Raw genomic sequence first — 20,833 nt, 5'->3', positions numbered from 1 at the left:
AACGGGGTAGTTCGGACCTATCGGGATCTTGCAGGATGAGTTGCAGCACCGGTTGCGGCTCAAGGAGGTTCCGGGGAATGGACGACAGGTACGCGGCGTTCACCATGGCCGATCCGGCGTTCTACGACGCGATGTACTCGGCCGAGACGGCGGGCGAATCGTTCGCGGTGGCCGGGCGGGAGCTGCCGGAGGGGTGGCGGCGCTCGGAGTCGGACGACTGGCTGACGATGCGCCGCGAAGACGTCGCCCTGCCGGCGCAGGGGTGGAAGATCCACGCGTCGGCCACGATGGACGGCGCGGAGCGGGTGCTGGCGGCGGCGTGGGACTACTGCGTGCCGCGCGGCATCCAGTTCAAGTTCCTGCGCTCGCCTTCGGCGCTGCTGGTACGGGTCTCGAAGTACGCGCCGCGCGGCTACTCGGGGAAGCTCGTGACCGTGTACCCGGGCTCCGACGCCGAGTGCGAGCGGATCCTCACCGAGTTGGGAGCGCTGCTCGACGGCGAGGCGGGGCCGTACATCCTCTCCGACCTGCGCTGGGGCAAGGGGCCGCTGCATGTGCGGTACGGTGCGTTCGCGAACCGGTACACCACCGACGAGCGCGGCGCGGTCGTCCCGGCGCTGCTCGACGGCGAGGGGCGGCTCGTGGCCGACCGGCGCGACCCGGTGTTCCACGTCCCCGACTGGGTCGAGCTGCCGGCGTTCCTGGCGCCGCATCTGGAGGCGCGCTCGGCGGTGAAGGTCGACGCGATCCCTTACACGATCGAGAGCGTGCTGCACTTCTCCAACGGCGGCGGCATCTACCTGGCCCGCGATGCCGAAGGCGGCCAGGCGGTCCTGAAGGAGGGCCGCCCGCACGCCGGGCTCGACGCATGGGGGCACGACGCGGTCGCCCGCGTCGAGCACGAGCACGCGGTACTCGAGCGGCTCGAGGGCGTGGCCGGGGTGCCGGCGTCGCGGGGCGTGTTCTGGCTGGGCGAGCACCGGTTCCTGGCCATGGAGTACGTCGAGGGCGAGGTGCTCAGCAAGGCCGTCGTCACCCGCTACCCGCTCGTGGACGCGGACGCGACGCCTGAGGACTACGCGCGGTTCACCGCGTGGGCGGTGGACGTGCACGCCCAGATCACCGCCATTGTGGAGCGGCTGCACGAGCGGGGCGTCGCCTACGGGGACCTCCACCTGTTCAACGTCATGGTCCGCCCCGACGGGCGCGCGTGCCTCCTCGACTTCGAGGTCGCCGGCTCGGTCGACGACGAACGCCGTGCGGGCCTGGGCAACCAGGGCTTCGCCGCGCCGCGCTCGCTCACCGGCGCCGCCGCCGACCGGTACTCCCTGGCGTGCATGAAGCTCGCCCTGTTCCTGCCGATGACGAACCTGCTGGGCCTGCACCGGCTCAAGGCCCGCCATTTCGCGGCCGTCATCCGCGAGCGCTTCCCCGTCCCCGACGGGTGGCTCGACGACGCGGTCGACCTCATCGCCCCGCCCGAGTACGCCTACGAGCCGCCCTCGACCGAACCCGAGGACTGGCCTGCGGTGCGCGACGCGATCGCCCGCGCCATCGTCGCCAGCGCCACCCCCGAACGCGAGGACCGGCTCTTCCCCGGCGACGTGCAGCAGTTCGAGTCCGGCGGGCTCGGCCTCGCCTACGGCGCCGCCGGCGTCCTGCACGCCCTCGACACCGCGGGCGCGGGACGCCACGAGCGGTTCGAGGACTGGCTCCTGCAGCGCTCGGTCGACCCCGCGCCCGGATCACGCCTGGGCCTCTACGACGGCCTGTGCGGGGCGGCGTTCACCCTCGACCGCCTCGGGCACCACCAGGCCGCCCTGGACACCGTGGACGTCGTCCTCGGCGAGGACTGGAAGTCCTTGGGCGGCGATCTCTTCGGCGGTCTCGCCGGGATCGGCCTGACCCTGCTGCACCTGGCCGGGACCCGCGGCGAACCGGACCTCGCCGCGACCGGCCTGTCGTGCGCGGGACTCGTCGCCGACCGCCTCGCGACCGAGACCGCCGGCGGCGCCACCAGCGGCGGCCGCGAACCGTGGGCCGGGCTCATGCGCGGCGGCGCCGGCCGCGCGATGCTCCTCATGCGCGCCTTCGACGCCACCGGCGACACCGGGTACCTCGACGCCGCCGCGGCCGGCCTGCGGGCCGACCTCGTCCGCACCGTGGTGCGCTCCAACGGCTCCCGCGAGATCGACGAGGGCTGGCGCACCATGCCCTATCTGGAGGCCGGCAGCGTCGGCCTCGGCATCGCCCTCGACACCTACCGCACGTACCGCCCCGACCCGGGGTTCGACGAGGCCGCCGGGCAGCTCGCCCTGGCCGCCCGCTCCCCCATGTACATCCTCCCGGGCCTGTTCACCGGCCGCGCCGGGATCCTCTACTACCTCGCCGGGCGCAGCGGACGCCCGGCCGCCGACCCCGGTGTGCGCCGACAGGTCCAGGCCCTCGCCTGGCACGCCCTCCCTTATGCGGACGGCATGGCGTTCCCCGGCACCGGTCTGCTGCGGCTCTCCATGGACCTCGCCACCGGCGGCGCGGGCATCCTGCTCGCACTGGCCGCCGCCCTCGGCGACGACCCGGAAGCCCGGCTTCCGCTCATCGGCAGTTCCACTGCCCCACAAGCGCCCGCGTTCGAGACGCGGGTGGACCCAGTTTCACGGTAGAACGACGAAAGGAAGAGAAACATGGCTCTCCTCGACCTGCAGGGCATGGAAGGCGGCAAGGACCTCAACACCGCCGGCAGCTCCAACAGCGGGCACTCCTGCCCGTCCAACCTGAGCGCCACCCTCTGCGGCGGCACCAGCAGCCTCTCCGTGCTGCTCTGCCACTAGCACGCCCTGAACCTCGGCCCCGGACGATGTTGCACATCCGGGGCCGAGGCCCATGAACGGAGCCGCTCGATGACCGCAACCGCCCTCGCCTTCGCCACCGTGGTGCGACGCTCCCGCCGCAGGCTCCCGCTCCTGGGCGCCTCCGCGCTCATCGGCACCGCGAGCCTGCTCGCCCTGCCGCTGGCGCTCGCGAACGCGGTCGACGCCGCCGTGGCAGGCGACGGCGCCGGCACCTGGGCACTGACCGCGGGGGCGCTGATCCTCGCGGGCGTCGCGTGCGACCTCGTCGACGCGTTCGCCGAGACCACCTGCACCGCCGACGCGGCCGCCTGGCTCCGCGGCGGCCTGGTGCGCCGCATGCTCGCCATCCCGCACCGCATCCGCGACTTCGACACCGGCGACCTCGTCGCCCGCACCTCCGCGGGCGCCGCCGACGCGGCCCAGGCCGGGCCGGGCCTGATCGGCGCGCTGGCGGCTACGCTGCCGCCGGTGGGCGGGCTCGCCATGCTGCTGTGGCTCGACTGGCGACTCGCAGCGGCGTTCGCGCTCGGCCTCGCGCTCGTGGCGGTCGTGTTGCGCCTCTTCGCGAAGGAGACGGCGGCCGCCGCGATCGCCTACCAGCGCGTGCAGGGTGCGATGGCGGCGCGGCTGACCGAGGCGATCGGCGGCAGGCGCACCATCGCGGCCGCCGGGACCGTCGACGCGGAGACCAAGCGCGTGCTGCGCGACCTCCCCCACCTCGCCGAACACGGCAGGACGAGCTGGAAAGCACTCGCATCCGCCGGCGCGAGGGCGGCGTTCGCAGGTCCACTGGCGACGGTGGGTGTGCTGGCGGTCGCCGGGTTCCTGGCGGGCCGGGGCGCATTGAGCGCGGGCGAGGTGCTGGCGGCGGGCCAGTACGCGATGCTCGGCGCGGGCCTCGGATCGCTCACGGGCGTGCTCGGCGTCCTGGCGAGGGCGAAGGCGGCCGTGGCAAGGCTCGACGAGGTCCAGCAGATCCCGGCCCTCGCTTACGGCGACCTGAACCTGCCGGAGACGGGAGCAGGCCGACTCGAATTCCGGGCGGTGACCGTGGACGGCCCCGACGGTCCACTGCTGACGGACGCCGCCTTCACGGTCCCCGGCGGCGCGATGGCGGCGGTCGTCGGCACGTCAGGATCGGGCAAGTCGGTCCTGGCGACGGTCGCCGCAAGACTGCGCGACCCCGACAGCGGCGAAGTCCTCCTTGACGGCGTGCCGCTGCCTCGGCTGTCGCACAAGGCATTGCGCGACGCCGTTGGCATGGCGACCGAGCGCCCCGCGCTCGCGGGAGCGACGCTCGCCGACACGATGGGCCCGGGTCGCCCACGCGAAGCGGTCCTCACCGCAGCGGCGGCGGTCGGCGCGGACGGCTTCGCCGAGCGTCTGCCCGACCGGTACGACACCGCGCTCGACCGGGTCCCGATGTCGGGCGGCGAAGCGCAGCGGATTGGCCTGGCCCGGGCATGGCGAGCCGAACGGCTGCTGGTCCTCGACGACGCCACGGCCGCGCTGGACGCGGTGAGCGAACTGCGCGTCGCCGACGCCCTGGCCGCGAGTGGCAGCACCCGGCTGGTGGTCACGCACAAGGCTCTGATCGCCGCCGAGGCCGACCTGGTGGTGTGGCTCGACGAAGGCAAGGTCCGCGCGACCGGCCGGCACGAAACCCTATGGGGCGACCCCGAATACCGGGAGGTGTTCCATCAATGACCCACCACCATCGAACAGGAAACGGGCGCGACGCCCGTGCCTCGGCACCCCGCTGCCCAACCCGACACGCCCGACCGCGTGGCAAAGCCCTCTCACGGCTGCCGTACCCCCGCGCCACCATTGGACCGGGGGCGACTGCGAACCAACACACCCGACCCCGGGGTACGGCCAGCCCTCATCATCCTGCACGCCCCCGCCATCCCCGCCATCCCCGCAACCCGGCGACGCACGTCCACCGCCGCAGCATCGCAGCATTGCACCCCCACCATCCCCGCCCTTCGGCACCGCGCGCCCGCCACCCCCGCACCCGGACTGCGCCTTCCTCGGATCACCGCATCCACCAGAAGGCACAGTGGAATGTCACGCATTACCGCGCCTCCCATCTCCGGAACTGCTCATGAAGGCCGTACTGCGATACGCCGCATCCGGGCTGCGCCCCCGGGCGCTGATCGCGCTCTTCCTCTGGTCGCTCCCCGAAACGCTCCCGACTGCGCTCTTCGGCTTCATGGTCGCCCGCGCTCTCGACGACGGGTTCCTCGCCGGACACCCCTGGACCGGCGCCGCCTGGCTCGGCGGACTCATGGCCGCGGCAGCAGTCGGCGCATTCGGCACCCGCGGCCTCTACGCGACCCTCGGCGCGACAGTGGAGCCTTTCCGGGACCGCCTGGTGCGCCATGTGATATGTCACGCGCTACACGCCGCAGTGGCAGGACGACCCGATCCCGGAGCCGTCTCGCGGCTCGCCCGACAGGTCGAGATCGCCCGCGACTCGTACGCGGGCGTGGTGCTCGCCGTCCGCGGCTGCCTGGTCACCTCGATCGGCGTCACCGTAGGCCTCCTCGCCCTCGACCCGCTCCTCGCCATGTTCGTGCTGCCGCCGTTCCTCCTGGGACTCATCGGCTTCATCGCCACCATGGGCTTCGCGGCCGACCGGCACCGGCGCGCCGCCGAAGCCGACGAACGCCTCGCCGCGCACGTCGGCCAGGTCGCCTCCGCCGCAACCGATCTCGCCGCCTGCGGCGGCGAGGCCTACGCCGAAGGGTTCACCGCCGGCCCCATCGACCGCCTCGCTGCGGCGGAGCGCGCACTCGCCGGCGCGGCGGCCTTGCGCGCCATGTGTTTCGCAGTGGGCGGCTGGCTCCCGCTCATTGCAGTCCTCACGGCCGCACCCTGGCTCGCCGACAGGGGCCTCACCGCCGGGGCGCTAACTGGCGCATTGCTTTATGTCCTCACCGGACTCCAGCCCGCGCTCAACAGCCTCATCTCGGGCCTCGGCAACAGCGGCCTTCGACTCTGTGTCGCCTTGAGCCGCATACTCAACCCAGAGACGAGGACGACCGTGGACCGGATCGAGAAGTCGGCTGAATCCGCCCGTCCCACTGCTGCGATCCCGCGCTCACCCGCGCCCGAATCCCCGGCTCCGCCCTCACACCCGACCACCAGCGCGACCAGCGCGACCAGCGCGACCAGCGAAATGTCGCACCCCCGCGCGACCATTGATTCAGGGGGCCTCGAGCTCCGACACACCCGACCCCGGGTACAGGGCAAACCGACCATCGGCCGCCCACCCGCGAGCACCAACGGCACCCCCCTCCCAGCCGCAACCCCTGACCCGGCCGGCTCCACGGCACCCGCCGCCCTTGCAGCCCATAGCCTCACCTTCGCCTACGGTCCCCACGCCGCACCAGTCCTCCGCGAACTCGACCTCACCGTCCCCGCAGGCGACCATCTCGCGATCATCGGCCCCAGCGGTATCGGCAAGTCCACACTGGCCGCGTTGCTCTGCGGCCTCCTGCGACCCGCCTCGGGCACCGTCGCCTACGGCCACACCGAGGCCCGGACCCTCACCACCGCCGAACTCGCCGAGCGGCGTGTGCTCATCCCGCAAGAGGCCTACGTCTTCACCGGCACGGTCAGAGACAACCTGCGCTACCTGGCCCCCGCATCCTCGGACGCCGAACTCGTCGACGCCGTCCGCGCCGTGGGCGCGGCGCCCCTGGTCGAGCGGCTCGGCGGGCTCGGCGCGGAACTCGAGCCGAGCCGTCTCTCCGCCGGGGAGCGGCAGATCATCGCGCTCGCCCGCGCCTACCGCTCCCCCGCCCCGATCGCGGTCCTCGACGAGGCCACCTGCCATCTCGACCCCGCCGCCGAGGCCCGCGCCGAGGCGGCGTTCGCCGCCCGCGGGACCCTCATCGTCATCGCACACCGCGCGAGTTCCGCAATGCGCGCCCGCCGCCTGCTCGTCCTCGACGGCGGCACCGCCGCCATCGGCGACCACGAGCACCTGCACGAGACGTCGCCGCTGTACCGACGCCTGCTCGCGCACTGGGGAGCCGACGTCTCGACAGACCCGTTGCCGCCCAAGGCGACGGCCCGCGCCGCGGCTCAGATCCAGCCCGCCTCCTGAGCGATGCGCACCGCGTCGATGCGGCTGCGCGCCCCCGACTTGTGGATCGAGTTCGACAGGTAATTGCGCACCGTCTCCACCCGCAGGAACAGGGACTCCGCGATCTCCCGCGTCGTCGCGCCCGTCCCGACGAGGCTCAGGACCTCCCGCTCCCGCTTCGTGAGCGGGTTGCTCCGGGCGCGCATGGCCGCCAGCGCGATCCCGGCGTCGATCACGGCCTCGCCGCCGGTGAGCCGGTGGATCGCGTCGATGAGCCGTTCGAAGGTCTCGCCGGTGGTCATGAACCCAACGCGTGGGGCGAGCCGGGCGAGGTCTTGTGCGAGACCGGCGTTGCGGGTGGGGTCGACGAGGAGCAGGACGCTCGTGTCGGGGAGGGCCGTGCAGAGTGCTTCGGCGCACTCGGGGGGCATTAAAGCGGAGTCGTGGACGAGGATGTCGGGCCGCAGTCGCAGGGCGGCGGCCAGCGCGTCCTCATCGCGTTCGGCGTCTTCGATGACGATGCCCTGCTCGCCTGCCAGGCCGCGGTGCAGTGCGGTGTGCCAGAGGCACTGGTCGTGCTGGACGAGTACACGGATCATGGACTCCCACCTGTCTCACCTTCGCAACTCCCTGCCGACGCCCACCCGTCGTGTCCGGGCTCTCTGGTTTCAGGCCTCAGGGTACCGGTCCGCAAAGGACACTAAACACGGGTATTTGTCAGATTTTCGACAATTGCCATTCGAGCCAGACATTGACGCATCGCAATACCACGAGAAGGCACAGCAGGACCCGTCCGAGTCTGGACGGGTCCTGCTGCTGTGTCACATGTGATATGCCACAGGCCCTTTCAAGCGGCCCGGGCCGCCGATCCGCCCGCGCCGTCCGGCTCGTCAGCCGGCGCCGGGAGCGCCGCGTCGGGTGCGGGCTGCGCGGCGAGGACTACTGCAGCGGTCGCGGTGTTCACGACGCTGTCGGGGTGGGTCCGCTGCCAGCGGCGGGCGAGCCAGCCGAGGAACAGCCCCACGGCCGCCACCGTCACCACCGAGCCGACGAGCGACTGGAGTCCCGGCCCGGCGATCCAGGCGATCACCAGGCCTAGGCCGACCGAGTACGCCGCCCACAGCACGCCCCCGAGGGCGGCCATGCGCGCGTACGGCGGCCTGGCAGTACCGGCCGCCGCCCACGCCAGCGCGGTGCGGCCGGCCGGCAGGAACCGCGCCACCATCGTCGTGCGGTACGGGTGGTCGCTGATGGTGCGCTGCAGGAGCGCTTCGAGTTTCGCGACTGTGCCGGTCACGAGCCCGCGCACGACGCGCGGGCTGCGGCGCGCGAGCCCGGCCCGCAGCGACCGGAACAGCCGGTAGCCGAGGAACTCGCCGAGCCAGGAGGCGACGGCGGCCCCGACGAGCAGCACGCCGATGAGGAGCGGATTGCCGAAGACGAGCCCGGCGGCGGCGGTCACGAGCGTCGCGCTCGGAAGCATCGGGACGAAGAAGTCCGCGACCACCATGCCGATGAGGATGAGCATCGCCCAGTAGAAGACCGTCATGGGTCCCCCGTTCGCCGAACGCCGGAGGGGACCGGGCCGGGGGTGGGCCCGGTCCCCTTCAGGCATCGGCTACTTGGACGCTCCGACGAGCTCGCGCTCGTCCTCGTGCGGGGCGTCCTTGGCGAGGTGCTGCTGGAGCTTGTCGCCTTCGACGTCGACGTTCGGCAGGATGCGGTCGAGCCACTTGGGGATCCACCACGAGCCGCGGCCCATGAGGGCCATGATCGCGGGGATGATCGCCATGCGGACCACGAACGCGTCGAAGATGACAGCCGCGGCCAGGCCGAAGCCCATCGCCGCGATCATCGCCTCGCCGCTGAAGATGAACGCCGCGAACACGCTGATCATGATGAGCGCGGCCGCGACCACGACCCGCGAGGAGTGGCCGTAGCCCTCCACGATGGCCTGCTTCGGGTCGGCGCCGTGCACGTACGCTTCGCGGACGCGTGTGACCAGGAAGATCTGGTAGTCCATCGCGAGGCCGAAGACGAGGCCGATCATGAGGATCGGCATCATCGACATGATCGGGCCGGGCTGGTCCACATTGAACAGCTCCGCCATCCAGCCCCACTGGAAGACCGCGACGAGCGCGCCGAGCGCGGCGAACACGCTGAGCATGAATCCGAGCGTGGCCGTGACCGGCACCAGGATCGACCGGAACACCAGCAGCAGGATGAGCGCCGCGAGGCCGACCACGATGAGCATGTACGGCAGCAGCGCGTCGTTGAGGTTGTCGGAGATGTCGATGTTGAGCGCGGTGGCACCGGTGACGGCCCAGTCGGCGTCCGCGTCGTCGGCGAGGACCCCGCGGATCTCGTGCACGAGCTCATTGGTGGCGTGGTCGGACGGCCCGGTCTCCGGAATGAGGGTGACCATGACGGTGTCCAGGTCGGCGTTCGGGAACGCCTGGCCCACGACGGCGATGCCGTCGATGCCGCCCAGCTCGTCGGTGATGTCCTGCGCGGCCGTCATCGCGTCGACGCCGTCCTCGAGGTCGCCCACGATGATGAGCTGCCCGTTGAAGCCTTCGCCGAAGCCCTCGCTGATGAGGTCGTACGCCTGCCGCTGGGTGGTCTCCTCACCGGAGGACCCGGCGTCGGGCAGACCCAGCTCCAGGTCGAGCGCCGGGTAGGCGAGCGTGCCGAGGCCGACGATGCCCACGAGGGCGACCAGGATCGGGTGGCGGGTGACGAAGCCGGCCCAGCGCTTGCCGCCGTTGGGCTTCGCGCCGTGCAGCCCCTCGGCGATGCGGCGGCGCTGCCGCTTGGTGAAGATCCGCTTCCCGGCGAACCCGGCGAAGGCCGGGAGCAGGGTGACGGCGATGAGCACCGCGATGACGACGGTGACCGCGGCGGCCACGGCCATCTCGGTCAGGAACGGGATGTTCACGACCGACAGGCCCAGGAGCGCGATCACGACCGTCAGGCCCGCGAAGAACACGGCCGAGCCGGCGGTGCCGACGGCGCGGCCCATGGCCTCGGCGCGGGCGCGCTTGTCCTCGACCCGGCCGTCCTTGGCGAGTTCACTGCGGTAGCGCGAAAGGATGAACAGCGCGTAGTCGATGCCGACGGCGAGACCGATCATCGAGGCCAGCGTGCCGGTGGACTCGCTGACGTTCATGAACGAGGTCGCCGCCAGGATCCCTGCGGTGGTGAGCATGACGCCGAGCACCGCGGTGATGATCGGCAGGCCCGCCGCGATGAGGGCGCCGAAGGTGACCACGAGGACGATCAGGGCCACGACGATGCCGATGAGCTCGGTCGTCCCGGTCTCGGGCATCGCCTGGAGGACGTCGCCGCCGACCTCGACGCGGACGCCCGCGTCCTCGGTGTCGGCCACGGCGTCCTCGAGGTAGTCCACCGTGGACTCCTCGAGCTCCATGGCCGGCTCGGCGTAGGTGACCTGCATGACGGCGATGGTCTGGCCGTCGGCCGAGATCATCCCGATCGGGTTGCCGGCCTCGTCGGTCGCGAACGGGCTCGTGACCGCCGCGACCTGCGGCGAGTCCTGCATGAGGGCCGCGAGGTCCTCGATGGCGGTCCGGTCGGCGCCCTCGGTGAGCGGTTCCCCGTTCTCGGACTCGAACACGATCTGGGCGCTGCCGCCGTCAGCACTGGCTTCGGGGAAGCGTTCTTCGAGGAGGTCGAACGCCTCCTGGGATTCGGTGCCGGGCAGGACGAACTCGGGGTTCGTCTCCTGCTGCATGGTCGCCGCCGCGGCGCCGACGCCGCCGACTATGAGGATCCAGACGGCGAGGACGAGCCATCGCAGTCGGAAGGACCCTCTGCCGAGACGGTAGAGGAAGGTGGCCACGCTGGGTGCTCCTTACAGGGTTCGCCTCCCAGCCCCGCCGCACGCGCTGCGCGGTGTGGACGCAGTGGGTGTGCGGCGGCGGGGCCGGTCGGCTCGGGTGGTGTTCGCCGACGGCTTCGACGGCGGGTTTCCTGGATTTGCTGCTGTTCAGTTGTGGACTTGGCTCACGGGCGGTTTCAATTCCCGGGCAAGGTGGGCGGCTGGGTGATGCCGCGTTCGAGGACGGCGAAGCCCTCGGTGATCGCCTCGGGGAGGGTGCGTTCCCCGGGATCGGCGAGCCAGTGCTCGGTGGTGGTCTTGATGCAGACCAGGGCGGTCCCGAGCACGAGGCGGGGGTAGAGGTCGGTGGGCGCGGTGCCGGTGCTCTCCGCGACGATGCCGATCGCCTCGGAGAACAACGCCATGAACTGGCCGGACTGCTCCTTGATGAGGGAGGGCGAGTTGTGGATCAGCTGCTCGCGGCAGCGCATCATCTCGAGGTCGAACTTCTCGTCGAGGTGCATCTCGATGGCCGCGTCGCGAATCGCGTCCCAGATCGGCTGGGTCGAGGCCCGCTCGCGCAGGTCCGCGAGGAGCGCGTTGGAGGTCTCGTTGAAGTCGTGGAGGAGCGCGGCTTCCTTCGAGGCGAAGTAGTTGTGGAAGGTGCGGGTCGAGACGCCGGCTTCGGCGGCGATCTCGTCGGCCGTGACGTTCTCCACGCCTTCCTTCGCGATCGCGAGCCGGAAGGTCGCCGCGGAGAGGGCCGCCTTGGTGGCGGCCTTCTTGCGTTCGCGGAGTCCGGAGCCGTCGGCCATGAGAGCAACCCTAGTGATGGTTACTCATGTTTACAAGATGCAAGTGAAGAAATTTTGCAGGAGGCGCAAAGTTTCCTGGTCGGAACGTTCTATGTGAGCGGGGCCACGCAGGTGACGCCGGGAACGGTCCACTCCGTCACCGGCTCCGACCCGCCTTCGGGGTCCACCCGGTTGACGACGCCCGAGTGCTGGCAGGCCACCAGGAGCGTGCCATCGGGAGTGAGCACGGCGTCGCGCGGCCAGGCGGCTCCGACCGGGACCGAGCGCACGAGCGTGCCCCCGACCGGGTCGATCGCCACGAGCTGGTCGGTGCCGCGCACCGTGACGTACACCAGGCCGCGCCCGGGGTCGGGGACCACGGCCGCGGGCAGCACCTGCGGCGAATCCTCTTCCAGGCCGATGTCGGGCAGGGCCGCGAGGTCGGCGACCCCGCCGCCGGGCAGCGGCACCGGGACGCCGAAGGAGAACACGCCCGAGCGCTCGTCGAAGGAGCCGACCGAGACCGCGTTCGCCAACTCCCCCACGATGACCGCGCGGTCCCCGAGGAACGCGAGGTGGCGCGGGCCGAAGCCCGGCTCGAGCTGCGTGGTCGCGGCCGGGGCGAGCTTGCCGTCCTCCCCGAGGTCGAACGCATGGATGCGGTCCGAGCCCAGGTCCACCGCCAGCACGCGTCCCATGTGGCATACCACCTGGTGCGCGTGCGGCCCGGACTGGCGCTCCGCGTCGGGGCCCGACCCGGAGAGCTTGAAGACGTCAGCGGCCTCGCCGAGCGTCCCGCCCTCGCCGATCGGCAGGACCGCGACCGAGGCGCCGCCCCCGTCGCCGTTCCCGTAGTTGGCGACCAGCAGCCAGCGCCCGGTCGGGTCCACAGTGGCGTGGCAGGGGTTGTTGCCGCCGGTGGACCGGCCCTGGCCGGCCCGGTCGAGCGCGAAGTCCTCGCCGAGGCGCCAGGCCGCGGCGAAGCCCGGCTCGGTCTCGGTGAGGGTGTAGACCGCTTCGGGGCCGACGTGGACCCACGACGGGTTGACCACCGCCGCGGCCGCGCCGAGGCCGTCGGGCCCGGCCACGACGAGGCCCGGGCCGCCTTCAGTGGTGTAGTCGCCAAGGAGGTACCGCATGCGCCGATCCTAGCGGCCCGCCTTGCGGGAGACGCGGGCTCGGGCGGCTCTGCGTCCGCGAGAGGGGACGGTGCGCACCCGGGCTCCTACACTTGAGGCATGGCCGAGGACCGTAAGACCGACGCGCAATGGCGCGAGCAGCTGAGCCGTGACGAGTACAAGGTGCTGCGACAGGGCGGCACCGAGGCGCCCTGGACGGGCGAGTACGTCGACGAGAAGCGCCGGGGCGTCTACCGGTGCCGCGCGTGCGGCGCCGAGCTGTTCGCCTCCGACACGAAGTTCGACTCCCGCTGCGGGTGGCCCTCGTTCTGGACGCCGATGGCCGGCGACCGGGTGCGGCTGCTGGAGGACGACAGCCTCGGCATGCGCCGCACCGAAGTGCGCTGCGCCAACTGCGACTCGCACCTGGGCCACGTGTTCTACGGCGAGGGCTGGGACAACCCCGACGACGCGCGCTTCTGCATCAACTCGATCAGCCTGACCCTGGAGCCCGCCGAGGACGCCGAGTAGCGCGACCGCTGTACATCGGCAGGCGGTGCGGCGGTGGTATATCACGTGTCACGCATTTGCGACCGGATCGCGTTTCCTGGTGCGTTGTGAAGGTGACATATCACATGTCACGCATTGCGACCGGGCCAAACCAGTCCTGACTGCCCCGGACGCCCTCCGGCCGCCTCGCGCCGCCCGACTAAGCTCACCCTCGTCCCCTGCTCCCCGAATCAGAAGCGAGGCCGAGGGTGGAACCCGGGAACCTGATCGCTGGCCGTTACCGCCTGGACCAGCGCCTGGCCGCGGGCGGCATGGGCGCGGTGTGGCGCGGCACCGACACCCGGCTCAACCGCACCGTCGCCATCAAACTCCTCCATTCAGGACTATCCGGCAACGACCGGTTCCGCGCCCGCTTCCACCAGGAGGCGCAGGCCGTGGCCCAGCTCCAGTCGCCCGGCATCGTCGGCCTGTACGACTACGGCGAAGAGCACGCGCCCGAAGGCCTCGTCTCCTACCTCATCATGGAGCTCGTGCGCGGCCAGGCACTCGACGGCGTCCTGCGCGAGCGGGGCCGCCTGTCCCCCAACGAGACACTGAAGATCATGGCCTCGGCCGCCGAAGCCCTCGACGTCGCCCACCAGGCCCACATCATCCACCGCGACATCAAGCCGGGGAACATGCTCGTCGGCTCCGACGGCACCGTCAAGATCGTCGACTTCGGCATCGCCGCCGCGAAGGGCGGCGCCGGGCTCACCGAGACCGGCACCGTCATGGGCACCCTCGCCTACGCCTCCCCCGAACAGCTGCAGGGCGCCCAGCTCACCGGCGCGACCGACCTCTACTCGCTGGGCATCGTCGGCTACGAATGCCTCGCCGGGCGGCCCCCCTTCGCGGGCAACGAGCCGACCGCCGCGATCGCCGGCCACCTCACCGGCCAGCCCGGGCCGCTCCCGCCCGACGTGCCCGGCCCGGTCGCCCAGATCATCATGCGCTGCCTGGCCAAGGACCCGCGCCAGCGCTTCGCCTCGGCCGCCGAACTCGCGCAGGTCTGCAAGTCCGGCGGCATGGGAGGCGGCACGACCGCGATCCTCGCGCCCTCGCCGAACCCGTACCAGTCCGGCCCGTCGCCGCAGTCGTTCCAGTCCACCCAGGTGATGACGCCCGGCGCGGCCCCGGCGATGGCCGCCGGCAGCGTCGCCGCCCACACGTCGGTGCAGCCGGTGCAGCGCGACGAGTACGGCTCCCCCGGGACCGGCCAGTACCGGACCGGCGGCGCCCCGGAGCGTCCGCTGCCCCCGCCGCGCGAGGCCGAAGAGCCGCGGCGCAACCCGACCGGCCCGATCCTCGTGGTCGTCGCGGGCATCGCGGTCATCATCGTCGCCCTGGTGCTGCTCAAGCCCTGGGACCGGTCCGACGACGACAAGGACCTGACCGCAGGCGAGGGCACCAGCGCCTCCTCGGAGACCGAGGCGAGCGCGGAAGCGACCGACGCCGCCGAAGAGGAGGAGTCGAGCGACGACTCCGGCGGGGACTCCGAAGAGGACGACTCCAACAACGGGAACGGCAACGGGAACGGCAACGGGAACGGCGACAACGAGGAAGAGGAGCATCCCGACGAGTCGACGTCCGAGGAAGGGCCCCAGCAGCTCGAACTCGACGACTACACCGGCTGGAACGTCAACGACGCCATCGAAGACCTCGAAGGCCAGGGCTTCTACAACGTCTCCGCGGTTCCGACCTCCACCGAGAGCGGCGATCACGACACCTGCGAAGTCCTGTACCAGTCCCCCGAAGGCGGCGTCGAAGCCGGCGAGGACACCCAGGTCGAACTCAGCTACGTGTCCAACGACGAGTCCTGCCCGGGCGGCAACCAGGCCGGCTGACCGCGTCGACTCCCACGTTCGCCCCGGCCTGAGGCCGGGGCGAACGTGCGCTCGGCGAGAATGGTCGGCATGCCGCCACCGCCCGCGCTGCCCGAACTGCCGATCCGCGCCGCCCTGCCCGACCTCCTCGATGCCGTGGCGCGCACCGGAACGGCCGTGCTCGCCGCCCCACCGGGCACCGGCAAGACGACGCTCGCCCCGCTCGCCCTCGCGGGCCTCATCCCCGTGGCGGGAGCACCCGGCGATAGCACGTCACGCGTGACACGTGATATGCCACAGCGCCGCGTCCTCGTGGCCGAGCCGCGGCGCATCGCCACCCGCGCCGCCGCCGTGCGCATGGCCGCGATCCTCGGCGAACAGGTCGGCCAACGGATCGGCTACCAGATCCGGGGCGAGACGCGCCGGTCCGCCGCGACCCGCGTCGAGGTGGTCACCACCGGCGTCCTCCTCAACCGGCTCATCGCCGACCCCGAACTCCCCGGCGTCGACCTCGTGGTGCTCGACGAATGCCACGAGCGCCACCTCGAGACCGACACCGCCTGCGCCTTCCTCGCCGAGACCCGCCAGATCCTGCGCCCCGAACTCGGCCTCGTCGCCGCCTCCGCGACCGCCGACATCGGCCTGTGGACCGCCCTCCTCGGCGACGGCACGCCCGCGCCGGCAGTGAGCTCCGAACCGATGCGCCACCCCGTACAGATGCATTGGGCCCCACCGAGGGAGCGCGTCAACGCCCCCGACGGCCTGCGCGTCGACCCGAGGTTCCCCGCCCACGTCGCCCACACCGTCGAACGCGCCCTCGACGCCGACGACGGCGACATCCTGGTCTTCCTTCCAGGCGCTTCTGAGATCCGCAGGGTGGCCGACCGCCTGGCCCACCACGAGACGGAAAGCCTCGGAGTCGATATATATCAATTGCATGGCTCGATGTCGTCGGCCGAGCAGGACCGCGTCATGCGCACCGGGGACCGCCGCCGGATCATCCTCGCCACCGACATCGCCGAGTCCAGCCTCACCGTGCCGGGGGTGCGGATCGTGGTCGACGCCGGCCTCGCCCGCCGGCCCCTCATCGACCACGCCCGCGGCCTGCCGGGGCTGACCACGTCCTACGCCTCACGCGCCGCGGCCGATCAGCGCGCGGGCCGCGCCGGACGCGAAGGCCCCGGCGCGGTCTGGCGATGCTGGAGCGAAGCCGAGCACGCCCGCCGCCCCGCCCAGCCCGCCCCCGACATCGCGTGTTCCGACCTCACCGCGTTCCGGCTCCAAGCGGCCTGCTGGGGTACGCCCGTCGCCGAACTCGCCCTGCCCGGTCCGCCGCCCGCTGGCGCCGTCGAGGCGGCAGAGGCGACCCTGATCTCCTTGGGCGCCATCGACGACGACGGCGCCGCGACCGCACGCGGCCGCGCCCTCGCCCGAATGGGCGTCCACCCCCGGCTCGCGCGCGCACTCGTCGACGGCGCCGCCCGCGTCGGCGCCGAAAAAGCCGCCGAGGTCGCCGCCCTCCTCAACCTCGACCGCCGCGCCCGCGGCGACGACCTCCTCGCCCTGTGGCGGCAGCTGCGCATCAGTCGCGACCGCCAGTGGGAGAACGAGGTCAAGCGCCTGACGCGATCGCTCAGCGCGGCGGGCGCGTCAGGAGGGCGATCCGAGCGGCGCTCCGCGGTCGGCGACGACGAAGCCGCCGCCACCGTCATCGCCCTCGCCTTCCCCGAACGCGTCGCCAAACTCCAGGCGAGCGCCGCCCCCGCGGCAGGCCGGGGACGCACGGGCGAGCCGGGCCGGTCCGGTCCGCCGGTGAGCGCCGGCCAGTGGCGCACCGTCGCCGGAACCGGCGCGGTGGCCGCCGAACGCTCCCCGCTCGCCGGGAGCCCGTGGCTGGCCATCGCCGACGCCGACCGCTCCCCCGGCCGCGCCGCGGCGCTCATCCGCGCGGCCGTCCCCATCGACGGCGAACTCGCCTGCGAACTCGTGGGCGACAGCGTGGGCGAACGCGTCGAATGGGACGCCGAACGCCGCGACGTCGCCGCGCGCCGCGTGCGGTCGCTCGGCGCGATCGAGGTGTCGTCGCAGCCGCTGAAGGAGGCCGATCCCGCACTCGTAGCGGCGGCCCTCGCCGAAGGGCTGCGGCGCGAGGGCCTCGGCCTGCTGCGCTGGTCGGAGGAGTCGAAGCGGCTGCGCGAGCGGATGGCGTTCTGCCACCGGGCCGTCGGCGAGCCGTGGGCCGACGTCTCCGACGCCGCGCTCACCGCCGGCACCGACTGGCTGGAGCCGTGGTGGTCCCGGGCGCGGCGACGGTCCGATGTGGAACGAATCCCGGTGGGTCAGGCGCTGCGGAACCTGCTGCCGTGGCAGGCCGGGATCGACGAGACCGCGCCCGAGGCGCTCGCCGTCCCCACCGGCCGCGAGGCCCGCGTCGACTACTCGGGCGAGGCCCCGGTGCTGGCCGTCAAGCTCCAGGAGATGTTCGGCGCCGTCGAGACGCCGCGGATCGCGGGCGTGCCGGTGCTCCTGCACCTCCTCAGCCCCGCCGGGCGGCCGCTCGCGGTCACCGCCGACCTCGCGTCCTTCTGGGAAGGCCCTTACCAGGACGTGCGCAAGGAGATGCGCGGCCGCTACCCCAAGCACCCTTGGCCCGAGGACCCGTACTCGGTCGCACCGACCGCGAAGACGAAGCGGCACCTGCGCTGAACGCGCCGCGGCGGGCTAGGCGGCGGCGAACCACTCATCGGCCGGGAGCAGCAGGTACGTGCCCCACAGGGCGGCCGCGATCGTCGCGACGGCGAACAGGAAGACCCATCCCCCGGCGGGCATCGCGGTGATCCCGGCGAGCTGGTCGGCGTCCGACTGGCCCGCCCCGTGGCGGCGGCGACGCCGACGCGAACCCAGCTCCAGGACCGGCTTCACCGACCCGAGCAGCAGCAGCCACGCGCCGAGGTAGGCCGCGACCGTCTGCACGATCGCGTTGCCGTACCAGGTCGCGGCGAAGACGCCCGCACCCGTCACGATCAGCGCCAGCGCCCCGTACCAGTTGCGGATGAACACGAGCATGACCACCAGGAGCGCCAGCGTGACCCACAGGAGCACCACGATGCGCCCGGCACCGATGAGCGCGGCCGCGCCCAGGCCGAGGGCGGCGGGGGCGGTGTACCCGGCGACGAGGGTCATCGCGGCGCCGAAGCCCGTGGGCTTGCCGCGTGAGAAGGTGAGGCCGGAGGTGTCGGCGTGGAGGCGGATGCCGGTGAGGCGGCGGCGCACGAGGACGGCCATGAGCGCATGCCCGCCCTCGTGCGCGATGGTGACCAGGCCGCGGGCCCAGCGCCACACGGGCGTGTACAGGACGGCCGCGGCGGCCGCGGCCAGGCAGGCGAGCATGACCCACAGGGGCGGGGCGTCCTGGGTCTGGGTGAGGGTGTCGACGACGGTCTCGATGGATTCCACTGGGCCTCAGACTTCGGGGTGAATCGGTCGCGCGGTGAAGGATGATCGTAGCCGCGCCCGTATGGTAGAGGGGGTAGCGGCACCTCCTCGTGGAAGGACGGCCCCATGGGCACCGACGACCGCCCCGATCCTCACCTGAGCTTCCTCGAGCTGACCGACAGCATCGTGGAGGACCTGGCGATGCACAACCTCAGGGCCCGCGAGAAGCTGCGGGAGGGGATCGCGTGGCTGGAGGCGCGCCGCGCGGACGCCGACCCGGCCGAGAACGCCGACATCGAGATCCTGCTGGCCCAGTGCCATGACGCGCTGAAGCGGATGGAGTCGCTGCGGGGCGCCTACCAGGACGTGCGGGCGATCAACGCGGCCGCGCACGCCGAGCACGTGGAGTGGATCGAGAAGCGGATGCTCGGCGGCACGGAGTCGCCCGAGGAGCGCCGGGAGCGCCAGCGGCGCCTGGACCGGCTGCGGGAGGAGCGGCAGGCGCGCCTGGGCGATCTGCAGCGGCGGTCGCGGGAGACGCAGCAGCAACCCCCGCCGCAGGCGGAAGGCGACGAGGGCTCGCGCTGACGCCGCCGCGGAGGTGATCGTTCACCTTGCCTTGCAAGGGCTTACCTGCGCCGATGCGCTGCGCCGCCGATAACGGTTCGGCCACAACCCATTGACATGTACCGATTCGTTCGGGTAGGAATGAGGCCTGGACCGAATGAGAGAGCGCTCTCTCATGATCGATCATAGAGCAGATCGGCAGCGAGAGAGCGGTCTCTCGAATCCTCGGCAAAGGAGCCGTCATGGCACGAGTGCAGACCTCCGAACGACAGCAACCCTCCCATCACCGACTCCCCCGGCGCCGACTCGCCCGCGTCCTCGCCGCCGTCACCGCAGGCGCGGCGGTGCTCGCCGCGGCCGGCCTCACCGTCGCGAACGCCGGCGCCCAGGAGGCCCCCGCGGCCGCGCAGACCTGGAACCAGGTCTGGGCCGACGAGTTCAACGGCGCGGCCGGATCGCAGCCGTCGACCGCGAACTGGATCTACGACCTCGGGCACAGCTACCCCGGCGGGCCCGCGAACTGGGGCACCGGCGAGATCGCCGCCCACACGAGCAACCCGGCGAACGTCGCCATGGACGGCAGCGGCAATCTCAAGATCACCGCGCTGCGCGATGGGGCCGGGCAGTGGACCTCGGCGCGGATCGAGACCGTCCGAGCCGACTTCAAACCGCCGCAGGGCGGGACGCTGCGCGTCGAGGGGCGCCTGCAGCTGCCGCAGGTGACCGGGGAGGCGGCGCTGGGCTACTGGCCCGCGTTCTGGTCCATGGGCGCGCCGTTCCGCGGGAACCACTGGAACTGGCCCGGCATCGGCGAGATCGACCTCATGGAGAACGTGAACGGTCTGGACTGGACGTTCGGGACCCTCCACTGCGGCGTCGCCCCGGGCGGGCCGTGCAACGAGTTCAACGGGCTCGCCGGGCAGACCTACTGCGGCGGATCGTGCCACAACGGGTTCCACACCTACCGGATGGAGTGGGACGAGTCGGGGGCGGCGGGCCAGCTGCGCTGGTACGTCGACGGGACGCTGTTCCACACCATCGACGAGGGCGACCTGCCGGCGGACACGTGGGCGCAGATGACCGACCACGCCGGGTACTTCCTGCTGCTGAACCTGGCGATCGGCGGGGCCTTCCCCGACGGCGTCTCGGGGCGGACGACGCCGACGGCGGCCACCGTGCCGGGGCACTCGATGCTCGTCGACTACGTGCGGGTGTTCACCGCCGGAGGCGGCGGCACCGGCGAGCCGACCGACCCGCCGACCACCGGGAACCCCGGCGGGGCGCGTGACGCGTATGCGGCGATCGCGGCGTCCTCGTTCAACGCGACCTCCGGTGCCACCGCGGGCGGTTCGTCCATCGGCCCGCTGGGCAACGGCGACTGGGTCCGGTACGACGACGTGAACTTCGGGTCGGCGAGCCCGGTGGACTTCGTCGCCCGGGTCGCCTCGGGCGCCGGCGGCGGGGTGAGCGGCCTCGTGGAGGTCCGCATCGACTCGGCGACGGCCGCCCCGATCGGCTCGTTCGCGATCGCGAACACCGGCGGCTGGACCTCGTGGCGGGACGTGCCGGGCAACGTCGCCTCGGTGACCGGCACCCACGACGTGTTCCTCACCTTCACGTCGGGCCAGCCGCAAGACTTCGTGTCCGTCCAGGAGTTCCGCTTCAGACGCTGATGCCGGCGGCGCGGCCGCGTGCTCCTGCCGCGGCCGCGTCTCCCCCGTCCCTCCTCAGTGGCACATCACATGTCACACGTGGCGCACC

The 20,833-nt window shown here is 72.3% G+C and carries 15 protein-coding genes; 9 read left to right on the top strand and 6 right to left on the bottom strand.

Annotation, left to right across the window (positions count from 1 at the left end):
- The first annotated feature begins 77 nt into the window (after positions 1–77).
- The 4 genes from lanKC to J5V16_RS05040 all read left to right on the top strand — a co-directional run bounded on the left by lanKC (position 78) and on the right by J5V16_RS05040 (position 6,966).
- Complete coding sequence (gene lanKC / locus J5V16_RS05055; RefSeq protein ID WP_208494966.1) at positions 78–2,663, top strand: class III lanthionine synthetase LanKC; 2,586 nt, start codon at positions 78–80, stop codon at positions 2,661–2,663.
- 21 nt (positions 2,664–2,684) lie between these two features.
- A complete protein-coding gene (locus tag J5V16_RS05050) occupies positions 2,685–2,831 on the top strand; it encodes a SapB/AmfS family lanthipeptide (protein WP_208494965.1) in 147 nt (48 codons plus the stop codon).
- A 69-nt stretch (positions 2,832–2,900) separates the two neighbouring features.
- A complete protein-coding gene (locus J5V16_RS05045) occupies positions 2,901–4,559 on the top strand; it encodes an ATP-binding cassette domain-containing protein (RefSeq protein ID WP_208494964.1) in 1,659 nt (552 codons plus the stop codon).
- A 397-nt stretch (positions 4,560–4,956) separates the two neighbouring features.
- On the top strand, positions 4,957–6,966 hold the full coding sequence (locus tag J5V16_RS05040) for an ATP-binding cassette domain-containing protein (RefSeq protein WP_208494963.1): 2,010 nt from the start codon (positions 4,957–4,959) through the stop codon (positions 6,964–6,966).
- On the opposite strand, the gene J5V16_RS25205 is transcribed toward J5V16_RS05040, so the two are convergent.
- From J5V16_RS25205 to J5V16_RS05015, 5 genes are all read right to left on the bottom strand, one after another.
- A complete protein-coding gene (locus tag J5V16_RS25205; protein ID WP_304605230.1) occupies positions 6,945–7,544 on the bottom strand; it encodes a response regulator transcription factor in 600 nt (199 codons plus the stop codon). The genes J5V16_RS05040 and J5V16_RS25205 overlap by 22 nt on opposite strands.
- A 248-nt stretch (positions 7,545–7,792) precedes the next feature.
- Entirely contained in the window at positions 7,793–8,494 is a 702-nt protein-coding gene (locus J5V16_RS05030) for a DedA family protein (protein WP_208494962.1), read from the bottom strand.
- A gap of 69 nt (positions 8,495–8,563) precedes the next feature.
- Entirely contained in the window at positions 8,564–10,807 is a 2,244-nt protein-coding gene (locus tag J5V16_RS05025; RefSeq protein ID WP_208494961.1) for an MMPL family transporter, read from the bottom strand.
- A gap of 176 nt (positions 10,808–10,983) precedes the next feature.
- Positions 10,984–11,601 (bottom strand): acyl-CoA-like ligand-binding transcription factor, encoded by a 618-nt coding sequence (locus J5V16_RS05020; protein ID WP_208494960.1) that lies wholly within the window; start codon positions 11,599–11,601, stop codon positions 10,984–10,986.
- Between the two features lie 89 nt (positions 11,602–11,690).
- Positions 11,691–12,719: a lactonase family protein gene (locus J5V16_RS05015; protein WP_208494959.1), complete on the bottom strand. Its 1,029-nt coding sequence runs from the start codon at positions 12,717–12,719 to the stop codon at positions 11,691–11,693.
- A 99-nt stretch (positions 12,720–12,818) separates the two neighbouring features.
- On the opposite strand from J5V16_RS05015, the gene msrB reads away from it, so the two are divergent.
- The 3 genes from msrB to hrpB all read left to right on the top strand — a co-directional run bounded on the left by msrB (position 12,819) and on the right by hrpB (position 17,776).
- Positions 12,819–13,229, top strand: coding sequence for a peptide-methionine (R)-S-oxide reductase MsrB (msrB, locus tag J5V16_RS05010; protein ID WP_208494958.1), 411 nt, complete (start codon positions 12,819–12,821; stop codon positions 13,227–13,229).
- Between the two features lie 227 nt (positions 13,230–13,456).
- Entirely contained in the window at positions 13,457–15,091 is a 1,635-nt protein-coding gene (locus J5V16_RS05005; protein WP_208494957.1) for a serine/threonine-protein kinase, read from the top strand.
- A gap of 69 nt (positions 15,092–15,160) precedes the next feature.
- On the top strand, positions 15,161–17,776 hold the full coding sequence (gene hrpB, locus J5V16_RS05000) for an ATP-dependent helicase HrpB (RefSeq protein ID WP_243900740.1): 2,616 nt from the start codon (positions 15,161–15,163) through the stop codon (positions 17,774–17,776).
- Positions 17,777–17,791: 15 nt separating this feature from the next.
- Here hrpB and J5V16_RS04995 read toward each other — a convergent pair whose 3' ends face one another.
- Positions 17,792–18,526, bottom strand: coding sequence for a M50 family metallopeptidase (locus J5V16_RS04995; RefSeq protein WP_307792860.1), 735 nt, complete (start codon positions 18,524–18,526; stop codon positions 17,792–17,794).
- A gap of 105 nt (positions 18,527–18,631) precedes the next feature.
- Here J5V16_RS04995 and J5V16_RS04990 point away from each other — a divergent pair, with 105 nt between their 5' ends.
- Positions 18,632–19,093, top strand: coding sequence for a hypothetical protein (locus J5V16_RS04990; RefSeq protein ID WP_208494956.1), 462 nt, complete (start codon positions 18,632–18,634; stop codon positions 19,091–19,093).
- Positions 19,094–19,314: 221 nt separating this feature from the next.
- Positions 19,315–20,745 (top strand): carbohydrate-binding protein, encoded by a 1,431-nt coding sequence (locus J5V16_RS04985; protein WP_208494955.1) that lies wholly within the window; start codon positions 19,315–19,317, stop codon positions 20,743–20,745.
- The last annotated feature ends 88 nt before the right edge of the window (positions 20,746–20,833 follow it).

Source organism: Glycomyces niveus, from assembly GCF_017592475.1.
Taxonomy (GTDB): domain Bacteria; phylum Actinomycetota; class Actinomycetes; order Mycobacteriales; family Micromonosporaceae; genus Glycomyces; species Glycomyces niveus.
Note: the sequence above shows the minus strand (reverse complement) of the source record. Positions and strands in the feature narration are given on the sequence as shown.